At 43.9% G+C, this 15,679-nt stretch carries 16 protein-coding genes and 1 riboswitch; of the genes, 4 read left to right on the top strand and 12 right to left on the bottom strand.

The annotated features are described in order from the left end of the window. Positions 1 to 348: 348 nt before the first annotated feature. The 9 genes from KIK04_RS18950 to KIK04_RS24475 all read right to left on the bottom strand — a co-directional run bounded on the left by KIK04_RS18950 (position 349) and on the right by KIK04_RS24475 (position 8,763). Positions 349 to 1,179 carry an AAA family ATPase gene (locus KIK04_RS18950; protein ID WP_442951106.1) on the bottom strand — a complete coding sequence of 277 codons (831 nt, stop codon included), beginning with the start codon at positions 1,177 to 1,179 and terminating at the stop codon, positions 349 to 351. A gap of 57 nt (positions 1,180 to 1,236) precedes the next feature. Further along, entirely contained in the window at positions 1,237 to 1,434 is a 198-nt protein-coding gene (locus tag KIK04_RS18945) for a hypothetical protein (protein ID WP_232275147.1), read from the bottom strand. A 1-nt stretch (position 1,435) separates the two neighbouring features. Continuing rightward, on the bottom strand, positions 1,436 to 2,974 hold the full coding sequence (locus KIK04_RS18940) for an ABC transporter ATP-binding protein (protein ID WP_232275146.1): 1,539 nt from the start codon (positions 2,972 to 2,974) through the stop codon (positions 1,436 to 1,438). Further along, complete coding sequence (locus KIK04_RS18935) at positions 2,974 to 3,669, bottom strand: energy-coupling factor transporter transmembrane component T (RefSeq protein ID WP_232275145.1); 696 nt, start codon at positions 3,667 to 3,669, stop codon at positions 2,974 to 2,976. Before KIK04_RS18935 ends, KIK04_RS18940 begins: the two co-directional genes overlap by 1 nt. After that, entirely contained in the window at positions 3,669 to 5,408 is a 1,740-nt protein-coding gene (locus tag KIK04_RS18930) for an ABC transporter ATP-binding protein (protein ID WP_232275144.1), read from the bottom strand. Before KIK04_RS18930 ends, KIK04_RS18935 begins: the two co-directional genes overlap by 1 nt. Further along, positions 5,401 to 7,236, bottom strand: coding sequence for an ABC transporter ATP-binding protein (locus KIK04_RS18925; protein WP_232275143.1), 1,836 nt, complete (start codon positions 7,234 to 7,236; stop codon positions 5,401 to 5,403). Before KIK04_RS18925 ends, KIK04_RS18930 begins: the two co-directional genes overlap by 8 nt. Positions 7,237 to 7,259: 23 nt before the next feature. Continuing rightward, complete coding sequence (locus KIK04_RS18920) at positions 7,260 to 7,862, bottom strand: MptD family putative ECF transporter S component (protein WP_232275142.1); 603 nt, start codon at positions 7,860 to 7,862, stop codon at positions 7,260 to 7,262. Between the two features lie 275 nt (positions 7,863 to 8,137). Further along, the gene (locus tag KIK04_RS18915; protein WP_232275141.1) at positions 8,138 to 8,524 is read right to left on the bottom strand and encodes a hypothetical protein; all 387 of its coding nucleotides are present in this window, start codon (positions 8,522 to 8,524) and stop codon (positions 8,138 to 8,140) included. Between the two features lie 161 nt (positions 8,525 to 8,685). Further along, the gene (locus KIK04_RS24475) at positions 8,686 to 8,763 is read right to left on the bottom strand and encodes a helix-turn-helix domain-containing protein (RefSeq protein WP_442951181.1); all 78 of its coding nucleotides are present in this window, start codon (positions 8,761 to 8,763) and stop codon (positions 8,686 to 8,688) included. A gap of 415 nt (positions 8,764 to 9,178) precedes the next feature. Here KIK04_RS24475 and KIK04_RS18910 point away from each other — a divergent pair, with 415 nt between their 5' ends. Next, positions 9,179 to 9,481 carry a hypothetical protein gene (locus KIK04_RS18910; RefSeq protein ID WP_232275140.1) on the top strand — a complete coding sequence of 101 codons (303 nt, stop codon included), beginning with the start codon at positions 9,179 to 9,181 and terminating at the stop codon, positions 9,479 to 9,481. Between the two features lie 1,096 nt (positions 9,482 to 10,577). On the opposite strand, the gene KIK04_RS18905 is transcribed toward KIK04_RS18910, so the two are convergent. Then, positions 10,578 to 11,285 (bottom strand): CAP domain-containing protein, encoded by a 708-nt coding sequence (locus KIK04_RS18905; RefSeq protein WP_232275139.1) that lies wholly within the window; start codon positions 11,283 to 11,285, stop codon positions 10,578 to 10,580. A 6-nt stretch (positions 11,286 to 11,291) separates the two neighbouring features. Next, positions 11,292 to 11,420: riboswitch (cyclic di-AMP (ydaO/yuaA leader) on the bottom strand. 396 nt (positions 11,421 to 11,816) lie between these two features. Between KIK04_RS18905 and KIK04_RS18900 the strand changes: the two genes are divergently transcribed. The 3 genes from KIK04_RS18900 (at position 11,817) to KIK04_RS18890 (ending at position 13,848) form a co-directional block, all read left to right on the top strand. Then, positions 11,817 to 12,239 (top strand): MarR family winged helix-turn-helix transcriptional regulator, encoded by a 423-nt coding sequence (locus KIK04_RS18900; RefSeq protein WP_232275138.1) that lies wholly within the window; start codon positions 11,817 to 11,819, stop codon positions 12,237 to 12,239. 51 nt (positions 12,240 to 12,290) lie between these two features. Then, positions 12,291 to 12,698, top strand: a complete 408-nt coding sequence (locus KIK04_RS18895; protein WP_232275137.1) for a hotdog fold thioesterase — start codon at positions 12,291 to 12,293, stop codon at positions 12,696 to 12,698. Positions 12,699 to 12,870: 172 nt separating this feature from the next. Continuing rightward, complete coding sequence (locus KIK04_RS18890) at positions 12,871 to 13,848, top strand: NAD(P)H-dependent flavin oxidoreductase (protein WP_232275136.1); 978 nt, start codon at positions 12,871 to 12,873, stop codon at positions 13,846 to 13,848. Positions 13,849 to 13,996: 148 nt separating this feature from the next. Here the strand turns inward: KIK04_RS18890 and KIK04_RS18885 are convergent, their stop codons facing one another. After that, positions 13,997 to 14,524: a hypothetical protein gene (locus tag KIK04_RS18885; protein ID WP_232275135.1), complete on the bottom strand. Its 528-nt coding sequence runs from the start codon at positions 14,522 to 14,524 to the stop codon at positions 13,997 to 13,999. Between the two features lie 293 nt (positions 14,525 to 14,817). Then, complete coding sequence (locus KIK04_RS18880) at positions 14,818 to 15,627, bottom strand: undecaprenyl-diphosphate phosphatase (protein ID WP_232275134.1); 810 nt, start codon at positions 15,625 to 15,627, stop codon at positions 14,818 to 14,820. Between the last annotated feature and the right edge of the window lie 52 nt (positions 15,628 to 15,679).

The following is a 15,679-nucleotide window of genomic DNA, read 5'->3' as shown; positions in this document are numbered from 1 at the left end:
GTTTGATACAAATCCAACGTCCAACCCCGCGCGAAAATCGAATACGCAATATCAAAATCGTTCCGCTGACTCATCCCAGCTCTGCTTATTGATCTTTAACTGCTCTTGCATGGTCATATCCGTCACTAACAGCTCCTCTTATGAATGAATGTACAACCGAGCTACTTATGTTAGGTGCCTAACTTATGTTCTAGCATAAACTTAAATTCCCCATCCTTGCTATTCATATTATGAACCTGTCCAACATGAACGTTTACATCATACCGATTGAAAAACGTAACTCCCCATTACGCTCTCTTAACATGTAAGTATAAAAAAAATCTGCAATACACGATTGCAGACGGTGTTCTACATGACAGCAGGTTGGTACTCCTGATACGAAGCCGACACATGCTTTTTATGAAGTGGTTTATGTTCGATTATCGCCTTCCGCTTCGCTTTAAGCATGATTTGTTCGATATCCGCAAAGCTGCATCCAGCAAGTTGCTCACATGCATCTGCCAATATTCCTTCTTCTCTTGCAAAAGGGCCGATAAGCCGTTCCATATACAGTTGTCGACTCTGGTCATCCGGTAATTCGTAAGTCATTTTCGTATCAAATCGGCGCCAAATCGCCCTATCCAGCTCTTTTTCCAAATTGGTAGCAGCCATAAAAATACTCTTATCACCAAAGTCATCCAGACATTGCAGCAATGTGTTTACGGCGCGCGCCATCTCCTTGACTTCATCGTTGCTTTCTCTCGTCCTTGCAAGGGCATCAAACTCATCAAGAAATAACACACAAGGATAGGATCGAGCGTAATCAAAAATTTTACGAATATTGCTCCCCGTTTCACCTAGATGGCTATGGATAATAGCATCCAAACGTACGAGAATAAGCGGAAGGTCTAGCATCTTAGCCATATAAAAAGCAGTTAATGTCTTACCCGTTCCCGGTGGACCATACATGACCACTTTGTTAGGGATCGGAACGCCATGCTCCTCAAACACTTCTCTCATGCCTAATATGGCTAGAAATTCTGCCACAATGTTATGGTTGCGCTCTGGAAGCAGAAAGTGTTTCACTTTTACTGCACATTCTTTAGGCGTATATACGGTCGCCATATCTATTCCTTTAGCGCGGGGAAGTCGCACATTTGCGTTGTGTTTACTCATTGGGTTATCACGCTTTCCTTTCATCTCTCGTTTACTTCGCGCAAACGATACTTCTTTTTTATTCGTAAATATTACGATTTATTAATGATAATACTTTTTTCCGCCCGAACTGTCAACTAACCTTTTGATCCATTCGATCAATCGTCTGCTGCCCCTGAAGTCCGTGTTGAATGCTGCCATCTCCACTTTGATTACGGAATCACGCAAATAGAAGCCGACATCCCCTGCCGAAAAAGGGAGTCCGCTTCTATTTTGAAATATACGATTATACGATGTCACTTCATCCTGCAGGGACAGCCCGCAACGTATCCATCAATTGAATGACAGTAGGAGCATCTTTTTCTGTAAGCTTCATTTCCAGTTTCAGTGTGTTCTCTTGGAAGAATAGCAACCGCTCACACGCGCCGTACACCAGCTCATAATCGTGCGTAATGACGATCACGGTTACGCCTGTTGCTGCAATTTCCCTAATGAGATTTACAACTCGTCGCATGTTTTTTCCATCTAGTCCGGAAGTAGGCTCATCCAAAATTAAAATATCGGGACGGCTCATTAAACCGACGGCAAACGTCAAACGCTGCTTCTGCCCACCGGACAAAGAGGCAGGATGTTGATCGCGAAATGCCCACAAATCTAATTGTTTGAGCAAATGTTCTGCTCGGCGTGCTGCATCAGACTCTTTCTCGTGCGACAATAACAGTTCATTCAGCACGCTGTCCGAAAAAAGCTGATAATCGCTGTCCTGCATGACGAACCACAGTTTACCGAGACGTTGCTTTGCTTTGACAGGCTGTTCATCAATCGAAATATAACCTTTCTGCTCCTTCAATAACCCGCATAACGTTCTGGCTAGCGTCGTTTTACCTACGCCATTCGGTCCTGTCATACACACCACTTCACCTTTGCGAAGTGAAAAAGTTACCCGATCCAGCACAGCCCGCTTAAATTTTTTAGGCGCGATTCTCACGTCATGAAGTGCAATTCGTTCCGGCTGGATGCAGCCGGGGTCACCAACAACATGCGAGGGGACTTTGAGCACGGGCGATCTCAGTCCATAGTCATGTAACATCTCCTCACTAAGGGAAAGCAGCTCTTCAGGAGTCCACTCGGCAGCGATCTCTCCTTGATTCATATACACAATTCGATCCGCGAGCGGCAGCAAATAGTAGAGGCGATGGTCGGCAACGATGATCGATTTCCGACTCGCCTTCAGTACAGACAAAATGTCCGCCAGTTCACGGGTTGCTACCATATCCAGATTGGCTGAAGGCTCATCCATTACCAAAATATCAGGGTTCGCCAAGCGGGCAGATGCGACTGCTACCTTCTGCTTTTGCCCGCTGGACAGTTGATGAACGCCGCTATGTAGCAGTGAAGTCAACTGCATTTCCTCCGCTAACTCCTCTACGCGCTTCCGTATTTGCTCCGCATCCATCCCGTAATTTTCGCCACAGAATGCGATTTCATCTTGCACGACCGAGGTGAAAAATTGGCTTCTCGAATCTTGAAAAACACTCCCTACGATCCGCCCGAAATCCCACGCTGCAATATCCTTTATATTTCTCCCTTGTAAGACAACGGTTCCTGTCAGCTCTCCCTCATAAAAGTTCGGGATAAGGCCATTGATGAGACGCGTGAGGGTTGTCTTGCCACAACCTGATGGCCCCGTAATGACCACGCATTCCCCCTCGTTAATAGTAAGGTTTATATATTTCAATTGTTCAGCCGACTCATTGTACTTGAATGACACATCCTTCAGCTCAATGATCGGTTTAGGTTCTATGATTGGTTCTGGCTCTATACTTCGTTTAGGTTCCATTATTGAATCACCTCATGTTGATAGACCACAAAGAGCCACCCTACGTACACAAGCAGTAACATATAGTCCTGCCATCTGAAGGAGATTTGATAAATACTCGTTTTTTTGCCAGGATAATCGATGCCTTTCGTAGTCGCTGATGCTGCAAGTTGATCCGAAATTTTCAGACTCCGCATCAGCAAAGGAACGATCGTATGTTCAAATGTACGTAGCGGGCGTAGCCAATTTTTAGGGGAACGATATGAAACGCCTCTTAGACTGGCTGAAGTCTGAATCGCTTCGTGTTCAAGCCGCATAACGGGCATATAGCGCGAACTAACCGTAATCGCTATCACCATGCCCATCGGCAGTTTCATTTGTTGCAGTGCAGCCATCAGTTTGCCCGATGGCACTCGAACGAAAGACAACGATGCCATAAATACGGGCATTAACCGCAACCCCAAATACGTTACAAACCCGAACATTTTGATGATTTCCACATCTGTGCGGGCAATCCAGTTCTGCAGAAGAAAGAGCAACCCTGTCAAGAGCAGAAGCTGTAACGTACTTTTGTAAATGCTTTGCAACAGTAGATAAACCGTCATAAAAGCGATGATCCAAAGTAATTTATTCATATCCACCAAAAAAACAGCCAAGCTGGACATCAGGACGATTAGCAACTGGGTGCGTGGATCAAATGATACAACGGGCTTCATTACGTTAATCTCCACTCCTCTGAGCGTTGTTGTAAGTTCCATAGATTAGCATAAATGCCTTGCCTGTTTATTAAAATGTCATGCGTTCCTTGTTCGACAAGCACTCCTTGATCCAGCACAAGAATGTTGTCCGCATTCTGGATTGTTTTCAGCCGATGGGCAATCAGGATCACGGTTTTGTGCGCGACCAGTTCATTGATTGCCTGCTGCACAGCTGCCTCATTTTCTGGGTCCAAAGAGGCGGTCGCCTCATCCAGTAACACAATAGAGGCGTCCTTCAGCAAGGCGCGGGCAATCGACACCCGCTGTTTCTCGCCGCCAGATAGCGTGGCTCCCCCTTCACCGATCGGGGTATCATATCCTAGCGGTAGTGCAGAAATAAATTCATGGCAGCAAGCCCGCCGAGCGGCTTGCTCAATCTCTTCCTGCGTGGCATCCATCTTGCCAACTCGAATATTGTTTCGAATCGTGTCTTGAAACAAATACACATCTTGGAACACCATCGATATATCTTTAAGCAGCTTCTCCGGATTGATGTGTCTGATCGACGTGCCGCCAATCGTGATCTGCCCCTGCTGCACCTCCCAAAAGCGGGCAAGTAGACGAGTAACGGTACTCTTGCCACTCCCTGACGGGCCAACCAATGCGGTTATCGTTCGAGGCGCAATGGAGAATGTCAAGTTCTTCAATACAGGCACCTTGTCATCATAGCCAAAGGACACCCGATCAAAAGCAATTGCTCCGTAAGGTACAATATCTTTGTCACCTTCCATCGGCTGTTCCTGCTGCACATCCATGATGCGCTGTGCGCTGTAGGCGGAATAGCGCAGTTCTCCATAACTCATTAACACCGTAGTTAGAGGCTCAAAAACTTTCGTGCCAACGAGTAAAAATAATAAAAAGATGGGCAGTGACAAGGTTCCACCAGCCAGCAAATAACTTCCAGTAAAAATCATCAACGTCAACCCTGATCGAGTTAGTAGCATAGCTCCCATAATCATCGGCCCAATCATGCCTTCAAGCCGAATGGAAGCTTTCTTCAGCTGATCGAACGATAACCGCAATCGTTCAAACCGTGTTCCACCCATGTTGTGCGCCTTAATTTCACGAATGCCAGATAAATATTCCTGCAAGCGGCTTGCCGCCTCATTTTTCGCTTTCACATGCCGCTCGCTTAACTGCGCCTGAATCGAATCGGTCAGCCACAACAACAGCGCACCGAGCGGAATAGCCGCGAACATGGCTAGCGCCATCCTCCAGTCCAGAACCGCCAGCCCGAACAACGCCATAATCGGCAACACGATCGCACTAATCAGTTGCGGAAGATTGTGTGAAATCGTATGCTCCACTTGCCCGTAGTCGCTAAGCAGCAAATTCGTAATATCCCCTGGATCGCGTTTACCAAAAAATCCGAGGGACAGGTGACGAATATGCTCCGCTAGCGATAATCGTCCGGATGCTGCCAAGCTATAGGCTGATTTGTACGTCTTGTCGTACAGCGAAGTGTAGGCGGCATACTCTACGCCTAGCCACAACAGTAAAATCACGCTAACCGTCCACATTCTTCCGATATCCAAGCCTACAACGGGATTTGCAAAGGAAACATACATCGTATTGAACAGATCGACCACCAATACGGCCGGAATCACCTTAGCGATGCCATCCAAAATGGCGGCAAGAGCAGCAGGCCACAGGCTTCTCACGTTTCCGCCCGATATGTTATATAAATATTTATACATCTGTCTCCCCCATTTTCACCGCCATCGTTTGACTACGATTTCCACCGAGTTTCCAGGAGGCCGCGCTCATATGTGCTTGCCACATCTTCTCGTACAGCCCGCTTTTAGCTAATAGCTTTTCATGCGTTCCCTGCTCTACAATTTCACCTTGATGAATAACGAGAATTTGTTCGGCTCTGCGAATCGTAGACAAGCGATGGGCAATAATGAGAACCGTCTTCCCTTTCACCAAACCTGCCAAGCCTTGTTGAATTTTCGTTTCATTTTCAGCATCCGCATAAGCTGTAGCCTCGTCTAGCACCAAAATGGGCGCATTTTTGAGCAGCGCACGAGCAATGGCGATCCGTTGTGCTTCTCCGCCGGACAAATACGTTCCGCCTTCGCCAATTTTGGTATCGTAGCCTCGTTCCAGCTTCTCGATAAACTCATGGCAGCAAGCGGTACGGGCCGCAGCGATGACATCTGCTCGGGACGCTGTCGTGTTCCCCATGCGGATGTTCTCTTCAATCGTGTCGTAGAACAGATGCACGTCTTGAAACACAAAGGACACGGTGTTCATCAAGTTAGCCGTTCCCATCTCACGAATAGGAACACCACCGATGGTAATGTCACCATCCGACACATCCCAGAATCGCAGTAGTAAGTTCGCGATCGTTGATTTTCCTCCCCCGGAAGGCCCGACCAGAGCAGTCGTTTCCCCCTGCTTGGCGACAAATTGAATATCCTTTAGTACAGGTCTATAGTTCTCGCTCCCTTGCTGCTCGTAAGCAAATGAAACATGACGGAAGGCGATATCGAATGAGTGTGGAATACGAGGAGAAAGAGGCTCGCTTATCGGTTCTACCGCAAATACCGCCTCAATCCGTTTATTCCCTTCCACGATTTCACGTAGCCCGCTTCCCAAATAGAGCAGCTTTAGCAATGGTGCCGATAGACTGGGGGTGATGACGAGGAACAAAATAAACGTAATGGCAAATGCCTGACTGGCAGAATTGCCACTGAACAACAAGATGCCTACCGGAATAACGAACGTAACTAACGAGCCCGTAATGACAAAAAATAAACTGTAGGACGTTTTGCACAAGTTCGTAATGTACAAGGAGATATCTCGATATCTCGTTACTGCCGTCTTAAAGGTTAAAAAGGAGTCCGCCGGAATACCAAACACTTTAACAGCTGGCATTCCTCTGACATACTCTACTCCTGTGGCGTTCATTTCTTCGATTGCATATTGAAAATCACGGTACGCCTTTTTCCCGTTATCGCTTGCAAACACTCGTGTCTGAAGCCAAAATCCGAGCCCGATAGGAAACAAGAGAACGATTGCCAACTGCCAGTCTAGCCAGAACAAATACCCTACCAGCAACAGAGGGATGACGATCGCACTCACCAGATCGGGAAGCTGGTGGGCAATAAACTTCTCGATTTTTTCAACACTTACCTCGATAATCTTCTTAAGTTCGCCAGTTGCAGTGTTCGTATGATAGCCCATTGGCAGCTTCGCTACATGATCAGTCAGTTTAACCCGCAGCTGATACAATATCGTAAACGCCGCAATATGAGAGGACATGCCACTAATATAGATGCAAATCAAGGCCGCGATCACGCTAACAAAAGCCATACCGCCCCAATACATAAGGAGATCCTTATTAATGGCATCCATATGCTGCGCATTCCATAACAGCTCTTTAATAATGTTGTAAATCGCCCAAAATGGAGCGATCTGCAACAAGCTCGAGAAGACAGAAAAAAGTGCAGCAACCAGTAACAACCCTTTTTTTTCGCGTACGACTTGGATTAAACCTGACATTTCGGACTTGGAACTCATTGTCATCCTCCATCCTTAGACCCTTATTTAATCATGCCTGCTTTCATAAAATGTTTCTTCAACATGTTGGACGCAAAGACGCATCCTAGTAAAGTTAATACAAAGGAGAAGAGCATACTTCCTAACATCCACATGGGAGAATAGGCAAAATTCCGCATAATTTCGCTCATTTCCGATGAGAACATCGCTTCCAACACATCCGATCCGTATACGTGAATAGTTGCATATCCACCAATGCCAAACAGCATGCCATAACTTGCATACGCGAGAGACTGCCGTGTAACCTGCTTGTACTGGTTACCGTTACCTTTTAACAGCACGGCTTCGCCAAGCAAGCCCGCTGCAACAAAGAATGGCAGCATCAACGGAATACCCATAATGGCATACACAAGTCCGGTGACAAGTCCTAGCAATAAGATTACGCCTCTTTTCCCTACTTTGATTGCCATAATCAAATAAATAATAGCCGAGAAGAACAGACATACTCCCGATATTAATGGCATGGCCGCGAACATCACGGGCGTCAGTAAGGTGGATACAATTCCGTTAACGATAAAAATGAGAATGCTAAAAATCCCAATAAGTACGTAGTCTTTCGTTTTTAACGATGTTGACTGGGTTGACATGAATATCAAACTCCTTCTGATTGATTAGCAAGATATCGATAATGATAATCATTTTCAATAATAATAGTCGGTTATGGTTAACTTTTCAATTGTCTTTTCTAAATAATTAGTTATATATTGTAAAAAAGAAACTGGATTTAGATCTTTATTTTTCTTAGGAGCCTTCACCCTATGATGAAACTCATGATGTAACATAAAAAAGATCGCTCTTTCAGAAGCTTGTCATCTCACAGGCTTCCGAAAAGAGCGATCTTTTTACAATCGAGCTACATATGTTATTCACCAAACTCCTGTTCTATCACAAACTTAAATTCCCCATCTTCACTATTCACATAGTGAACCTGTCCAACATAAACTTTTATATCAAACCGTTTGAAAATGGCATATCCTATAGCTTCTATTTCTTCCAAACTAGCTGCGCGTGAATCATTCGTAAACCTCACAACAACGGGACAATCGTACAAACCATGTTTCCAATTGTGCTCTCTTGAGATATTGAGTTGGATGTCATTGCTGCCAGCATTCCTAAAATCAATCCACTCCCACGTATTTTCATAATCACGTTCATATACCGAGTAATGAAGCACGTCTTTGATGTCCTCTGCAATATCGGATAGTTCTTTCTTAATAAAAAACCATAGGCAATGTGATTGATACGTCACTTGAGGTACCTACTTTCTTATACGATGTATACTTCCATTTAGCTTTGTTGGTGAAAAGTGTGTCATTTGGGTACAAAAAAATCTGCAATACATGATTGCAGACATAGCTTTAATTAAAAAATGATTTATTGTACCACAGGGAAAAACTACTCCTGAATCGATTAAACCAAATCTTTTTTCTCAGGTGTATACTCTATTAAATCAGAAAGTTTACAGTTAAATGCATCACACAGTTTTATAACTTTGCTTGCGACAGAGCTACGGATTTAAGTAACCAATTTTCTCAAACCAGTCAAGAGTACGTTCTCCTATCAGAAACATGCAGCAAACAATACTCCCAGATATACACCAACCTACCTGATGACCTTAAGCCACTTCTACTTGATTATGAAAAATGCATAAATGAACTTCAAGCTCTCATGATTGACTTTATGTATTCTCAGGGTCTTAAAGATGGATTTGTGTTAAATAAACTTCTAACAGAACCTCGCTAAACATGAGGTTCTTCTTTCAATTAGAATTGCTATGTAAGTTAATATTTTAATATTATAATGAATTCGAATTTAAACTCAATATCCTTACCTGATTCTCCCACATGATATTGCTCCTATGTTAAAAGCAGTCTTAATTTATGCTTCATCATATAATGTAGAGGTGGATACTATGAAAAAAATAAATTTTAGAGATTATGATATGGCTAGCAAGTATATTAGAATTAAATACGGAATAAAAGGTTTCGGATTCGGAGCTATACCTCTCGGAAAAATAGAGACGGTAAAAGACCATCTTATACAAGACTATACCGAAAGGGAATTACGAACAATTAAAACAAGTGTAAATTCGCAATTTGAACAATATAAACAGCTCAACTTAATTATTGTAGTTATTATCTTCTTTTTGACAACAGTTCTAGGGACACTTGCTCCATATATATACCGTTATTATTTAAGCCTTTAGACTGGCAGTACAATACTCAATCAAAAATTGATGCTGTTAAATTGGACTCCATGAATCTTGAAAGTAAAATATCATATTTAACTGAACAACTACAATTACAAGTTGATAATTTCTCAAATATATTATTATTTATTCAAGATGAACATTACTTTCTACTTCTCATTGTTTTTATACCTTTAGTTTTTTTATTCTTCATAACACTTTATAGATATAGATGGATTACCATTATTAACAATCTGGTGAACGAAGCATTTGAAGAAAAAAAAGCTCTAAAAAAAGGTTAGAGGTTATGTACGACCGATAAAGCGAATGAAAAAACCATGAAGATATTAAGACATTGGATAACCAAATGGACAATGAGGAAACTGCTACTACGCCAATCAGTGCATGAAGCGTAATGTATATTCCACCCAAGATACTGCAAAGTCACTGAATTGCTAATATACGATGGTTGAATTGAAGGATTTTGTGAATGTTACTCTTGCTATTAAGGAAATTAAAGGTTTTCCACCATGAAATTAATATTATTATCACAAAAATCGCTGTTTTAAGTGGCTTTTTTATATACGTGTATGAGGTATCAATGCTTGGGTAATGAGGAGTTTATTCAATCGACGATTTGTAACAAGAAAAGAACGTGTAATTATGATATTTTGCTTTTTTTCTGAAATACAGTACGCAAATTTTGCATACTGTACTCTCTGGTTTTATTGACTAAACCAGAATTGATTGTCGGCTCCAACTGGTGTTATTGATTAAACAAACAAAAATAAACATATTATAATGGTTAAGTTACCTAATTTTATAACAATCATTTTGTCACCTCCTTCATTTCAATTAATAATAGTCTATTCTGCTGTAGTTCAATTGATACTAAAAGTTGTCTGCAACTAATGTTAAACAAGAACCAGAGGGGACTCTAAAGTTGTAAATTAAGCAGGAGTTTAATTTATTTAATATGAGCAAATAATATTTCATTGAACTCCTTGCCGTAAGGGTATTTTTACCCCACCCAAACAAAAAACACCCCGAAATCCCAATGAGATTTCGAGGTGCCTCTTTTAGCGGATTACTCCGCGCTATTATAAAGTTGTACTTAGCCTTTGAATAATTGCACCCAAACTCCGTTATAATAAGCTACACCGATAGAAGAGTATTGGCCCTTCATGATGTTCTCACGGTGACCAGGGCTGTTCATCCAGTCCTTCATCACTTGTGCTGGAGATTGTTGGCCTTTAGCGATGTTCTCGCCAGCCGTGTTGTATTTCACGCCGAACTGCTTCATCATATCGAACGGCGAACCGTAAGTTGGCGAAGTGTGGCTGAAGTAGTTTTTGCTATGCATGTCTTTTGCTTTTACCATAGCTACGTCGTTCAATTGGGAATCAGCTTTCAATGGCTGAAGACCTGCTTTGGAACGCTCTTGGTTAACCAAGTTGATAACTTGTTGTGCAAAGTTATTTTTGTCTTGGTTTTCGTTGTTACCGTTGTTGCTAGGATTTGTTGGCTTAGACGGTTGTTCTGGTTTAGTAACTTCTGGCTTTTGCACTTCAGGCTTAGATGGCTTGGATGGCTTTTCCGTACCTGGCTTGTTCATGCCCGGGAAGTATTTTTCCATCAAGTCAGCAAGGGCTTTATCCATGTTACCTTTGTTTCCTTGGAAACCTTGGAAATTAACAAAGCAGTTCGGGTTTTGAACTTGAACTGGCTCTTTTGCTGGTGCAGCAGATACCGCTCCTGCAGAAATTACTGGTGTTAGTGCCAAGGCACCTGCTACGACTACTTTCGTCATATGTTTCTTCATACTAAATATCTCTCCCTTTGGTAGCCTACGAGGTTAGCTGACGGGTTCGGGTCAAAAGGTCTCCCCTACCGCTTATGGCGGCTTCACCCCACTATGTGGGTCCCCCGTGCCTTTTGGCTTCGGCTTGTTTTTTTAATACTTTCACATGTTAACATGGATCAACAAAGAGATCATTTTAAAAATAATAGAAATAAACATAAATATTTACAAACTGTAACTTTTTCATTTCAGCGCTGTTACCTGCACTTCACACATTTCTCCGCCCCAAAATGCACGTCATTTTTTTTCCTTCTACTAATAGCTAATCAAAGCTAAATTCAACTCTACGAATCTCTCATCTATATAAAATGCGACATCCCTTTAACAATTCCATTAAAGATGACAATCTTTTCGCTCATTCCACCCCCAATCCAGCCACCAATAAAAATTTTTTATCCACTTTACTCGTATACAAGGTAATTTTCGTGTGTTATATTTTGGATATATTCGCCATTTTGAATAAGTAAGAAAGGAACGGAGAGCAGCATTCACATGGAACCGATCGAAGATTGTCTAACCTTTTTGCTCGGCAAAGCATCCCAACGTGCATATCAAATTGCTAAAGCCAAGCTGCAACCGTATGGCGTCACGCCCGTACAGCACGCACTTCTCCATCTGCTATGGGAAAAAGACGGACAGCACAGCTCCGAGCTAGGCGAACGCCTCCGACTCGACTCTGCGACCATGACCGGGTTGCTCGATCGTCTCGCGCAAAGCGAGCTTATTGAACGCCGGCCAAGTCCGACAGACCGCCGAATGAATCATATCTTTTTGACACCACGCAGTCAGGAATTGCAAGCTCCGTTATCCATTTGTATCGAAGATACGCACAAGGAAGCGTTGCAGGACTTTACAGCAGACGAAATCGCCCAGCTCAAAGGTATGCTCGCTCGATTCATTGGCCTTCATCCATAAGCTTAAACCCTCATGCTTAACCCATACCGAACAGAAAGCGAGGTTCATTTCATGCATCAAATGAAACCATTAAGCGAAACCATGCTTGGTGCCTTAGGCATCGAGCTTGGAGAAATCACACCCGAACGAGTAACGGCTACCATGCCTGTTAACGCGGCGACACACCAGCCTTTCGGGCTACTCCACGGGGGTGCGTCTGTCGCACTTGCAGAAACCGTCGCCAGCTTAGGCACGTGGTTCCTCATCGATCAAACAACCGAAGCCGCTGTCGGACTCGAAATTAACGCCAATCACATTCGCTCCAAGCAATCAGGAACGGTGACCGCCATCGCAATACCACTGCACAAAGGCCGTTCCACCATGGTCTGGGAAATCAAAATTGTGGATGAAGACCAACATCTCATCAGCATCGCCCGCTGTACCGTCGCTATTATTAAACAGAAGAAGACCCTTAACTAATTTTCAAAAAGAACAAAAGTGATCAACGGCTGCTATGCTATTTTGTAGCCCCAAGAATTGATTGCGCTTACATTGTAATATACATGATACAATTGCCTAACTGCCCTACCTACACCGATCAGCCAACTTTACAGATACAGAAAAATATCAAACCGCGAGAGGATGAGTTCAATTGTCTAAACGACTACCGCAACAAATGACTCAGCAGCTCAGTTTGCCTGTTATCGTCGCCCCCATGTTCCTTATTTCTAGTCCGAAAATGGTTATCGAGAGCTGTAAAGCAGGCCTTATCGGGTCATTTCCACTTCTGAACGCTCGCACAGCCGAAGACCTTGACGACTGGATGCAGCAAATTACGGATGCGCTCTATGCGGCCAAGGCCAAAGAGCCTGGGCGCCGTATCGCTCCGTGGGCAGTTAACCTGATCGTCCACCGCACGAACAAGCGCTTCGAAACCGATTTAGCGCTTATTGTGAAACACCAGCCACCGATTGTCATTACATCGCTCGGTGATCCGCAGCCAATCGTTGACGTCGTGCATCAATATGGCGGACTCGTGTTTGCAGATGTCAGCACGCTCAAGCACGCTGACAAAGCCGCACAGCGTGGCGTGGACGGACTCGTCCTCGTATGCAGCGGCGCAGGCGGACACGCGGGGGCGATCAATCCGCTCGCCTTTATCGCCGAAGTCAAAAAAACTTGGACCGGCATCACGATCCTCGCCGGCAGCATCTCTAACGGCCAAGACATATTGGCCGCCGAAGTACTCGGTGCCGATCTCGCCTACATGGGCACACGCTTTATTGCGACGACCGAGAGCTTTGCCCATCACGATTACCAAACGATGCTGATCGAATCCACACTAGATGACCTGATTTACACCGATGCCATTAGCGGCGTAAAGGGCAATTACCTCATTCCGAGTATTCGCAATGCCGGACTCGATCCAGCCAAGCTGCTAAAAAAAGATAGCATCGATTTCTCGCAACTCAATGCCACCAACGCCAAAGCGTGGAAAAATATTTGGTCGGCTGGCCAAGGCTTAGGCGCCATTGAGCAAGTCGCATCCGTTGCACAAGTTGCAGCGGAGTTAAAGCAACAATACAAACAAGCCTTGCATCAACTGCAACTCACCAGCGTTCCTGACTAAGTACATGATCCAATAAAAAAGGCAAGCTGCCAGCATCGGTCATCGTTGGCAGCTTGCCTTTTGTTGTTTATCAACCACATGGTTACCTATCAACTAGCATCACCAATGCCCATTGCCCATCACACGTAACGAATCAAGCTAATCAAACTTAACTAATAATTGCCCACCTTTCTATGTCCGTTTTCGAGTACCTGTCCCTCACTCCCCAACCCTCTCCTGTACGCGGCAGACGTCGATGCTCCTGCGCTACCGACTGCGAAAATTCCAGCGGCACATATACACAATGCTTCTCGTATGTATGGCCCCTTCGCTTAAACTCGTACACCACCTCCTTTTTTCCTAGCTCAAGCGGCGTCCATAACAACGACGCATCCAGCTTAACATACTGCATCGGCACATCTTCTGATACTCGTATCGTCTGCGACTTGCGATAGAGCCCACCTAATATGATTCGCGACGATAACCGTTGCAGCGTATGCTCCGCACTAATCGCCTGAATCCCCGCAAAATAACGTCCGTCTCTCCCTAGCCCAAAGCTATATTCCTCATTGGCACAGTATCTAGAACCGTGAAACTTAAACGGCAGCGATCGACAAACACGCTCCATTTCCGTTAAAGTCTCACAATATTGACCGAGTAAGATAAACGATTTTAGTTTTACGATATAAGCATCCATACTTACACCATCCTCCTTGAATTCCAATTTTTATGATTGTAAACCAAGTAGAACTTTTTTCCTAGACATTTAATACTATATAATAGCAAATTTGACATTTAATCTCATATATTTTCAACGAAAAAGCCTCATTATTAAGTATTTAGTCTTAATAAAGGCGCCGAAAGCATGTAAATATACCCATTTATTTATCCATAAATTATAATAAATAAACAGATACTTTAGACTCAATAAGAATCACACAAACAAAAAACGGACCCTCGCAATTGCGAAGATCCGCCTCCATATGTTACTTACAAGAAAAATATCATAAACACAATCGCGAGTACAAAGCGATAGTATGCGAAATACGCAAATGGCAATCGCTTCAACAAGTTCAAGAACGTCTTGATCGCGAGCATCGCAACCACGAACGCAGCAATAAAGCCTGTCGCGAAAAAGCTGAAATCGTCCATCGATAAGTGGGATGCGCTCTTGAGCAAGTCATAGCCTGTTGCACCAACCATCATCGGCACAGACAACAAGAACGTGAACTCTGCGGCAGCCGTATGGCTTACGCCAAGCAGCAAGCCACCCGAAATCGTCGAGCCCGAACGCGAGAAGCCAGGCCACAACGCGAACATTTGGAACAAACCAATACCAGCCGCTTGCTTGTACGTAATTTGGTCAACCGTGTTCGCAGATGATGCACCCGCTCTACGCTTGTATACTTTGTCAGCAATAATCATTAAGATACCGCCAGCAATCAAACTCCATACAACCGTTTGCGCACCGAACAAATATTGTTTAATGAAGTCACGTAGAACAACACCACCAACAACACCCGGAATCATCGCCAAAATAATATGATACATATTCAGACGCTTTTCACCTGTCTTCGGTGGCTTTATCGATACGACCAGCATATCAATAAACTTGTTGAAGTAAAGCACGACTACAGCTAGAACTGCACCTAGCTGAACAAACACCTCAAACGTCTTAATACTCTCGTCCGTCAGGCCGAGCAAATGCGTCGTCAAAATCATGTGCCCCGTCGACGACACCGGGAGAAATTCCGTTAAGCCCTCAATAATGCCTAACAATAAAGCCGCTAACAAATCCATTTCTAATTTAATCCTCCCAACTCACTGCTGCAATGCTGCGAACTACATGTTC

The organism is Paenibacillus sp. 481, assembly GCF_021223605.1.
Lineage (GTDB): Bacteria > Bacillota > Bacilli > Paenibacillales > Paenibacillaceae > Paenibacillus_B.
Note: the sequence above shows the minus strand (reverse complement) of the source record. Positions and strands in the feature narration are given on the sequence as shown.